Origin of the sequence: Candidatus Thioglobus sp. (genome assembly GCF_028599055.1) — a bacterium.
In the GTDB taxonomy this organism is placed as follows: domain Bacteria; phylum Pseudomonadota; class Gammaproteobacteria; order PS1; family Pseudothioglobaceae; genus Thioglobus_A.
Window position 1 is genome coordinate 1 of the sequence record NZ_JAQRMS010000017.1, and the last position, 1,688, is coordinate 1,688.

At 43.2% G+C, this 1,688-nt stretch carries 1 protein-coding gene; it reads left to right on the plus strand.

What is annotated here, in order from left to right; genetic code table 11:
* Window positions 1–1,380 (plus strand): aldehyde dehydrogenase family protein (locus tag PSN35_RS02175; protein ID WP_300028840.1); only part of this gene is annotated, 1,380 nt, incomplete at its 5' end.
* Window positions 1,381–1,688: the final 308 nt, after the last annotated feature.

Sequence of the window (1,688 nt, forward strand, 5' to 3'; positions counted from 1 at the left end):
ATGACCAAACAATTAACCGTTAACCAGGCTTACACAGGCGAAACTTTAGCACAACTAGACATGCATGATGCTGCGCAAGTAGATGCTATGTTGAGTAAAGCTAAATCTCTACATGACTCTGGAAGTTTGCCAATACATGAGCGCATCGCTGTATTGAAAAAATTGGCAACATTAATAGCAGACGAGCATGAGATGTTTTCTCAATTAATTGCCAATGAAGGTGGTAAGCCAATTCGGGACGCGCGCGTTGAGGTAACGCGAGCGGTAGGCGGTGTTGATATTGCCATTCGTGAAATGCAAGGTATTAAAGGTGAAGAAATACCTATGGACTTAAGTGCAGCTGGCGCTGGCAGAAAGGCCTTTACTGTGATGGAACCAATTGGTGTTGTGGTGGCTGTTAGTGCGTTTAATCATCCACTTAATTTAGCCATTCATCAGGTTATTCCAGCCATTGCTACAGGTTGCCCGGTGATTATCAAGCCAGCAGCAGTGACACCCTTATCTACCTTGCGACTAGCAGAGCTTATTGCTGAGGCGGGCCTGCCAGAGGGTTGGGTGCAAGTTGCGCTAACCGATCGAGAAAATTCAGAAAAATTAGTCACTGACTCACGTGTCGCGTTTTTTAGCTTTATTGGCTCGGCTAAAGTGGGTTGGTATCTTAAATCTAAGTTAGCACCTGGTACGCGTTGTGCGCTAGAGCACGGCGGTGTTGCACCATTGATATTTGATTCATGTCACGATGAAGAGGCTTTTATTAATGGTATGGTTAAGGCCAGTATGTATCATTCAGGCCAAGTTTGTGTTTCGGTTCAACGCGTGTATGTACCTGAGGCTAGAGCGCAAGAGTTGGCACAAAAGATTGCTGATGTTGCCTCTAAACAAAAAGTTGGTGATGCGATTAATGAAGATTCTGATTTGGGTCCATTAATCTTACCGAAAGAAACTGATCGAATTGAGGCTTGGGTGAATGAAGCGATTGATGAAGGTGCACAACTCATAACCGGTGGCAAGCGTATCAATGCAGTGAGTTATGAGCCAACCGTGTTACTTAACCCGCCTAACAACTCCAAGGTATCGACGCAAGAGATTTTTGGCCCTGTAGTTTGCATTTATGCGTATGACGATATCGAAAACGCCATCAAGCAGGCTAATAGTTTAGATGTTTCGTTTCAAGCGTCAGTTTTTAGCACTGATGTCACTAAAGCTATGGGTGTAGCCCGCAAGCTAGAAGCTAGTGCGGTGATGATTAATGATTACACCACTTTCAGGGTGGACTGGATGCCGTTTGCGGGGCGTAAGCACTCAGGCTACGGCATTGGTGGTATTGGCTACACCATGCGCGACATGCTTGAGCATAAAATGGTTGTGATTAAAGAATAGAGATATTTCTACTAAGGCAAAACCTCCCGAACTTGTATTATGCTATTTTTTTATTGCTCTCAATGGTGATATTTACAAGTTGTTGGCGTGAGGAATTGCCTTTTTTTACGGCATTGGTGGCATTGGTTATTCTATGCGTGATATGCTAGAACACAAAATGATTGTAATTAAAGGATAAATATCCTTTTACTAAGGCAAGGTATTATAGGCCTTGCCTATAACTTAATTCTTAAACTGGTGATTGTATAATCCAGCGTATTCACCATTAGCGTCAAGTAATTCCTGGTGTGAACCTTGCTCAATAATAT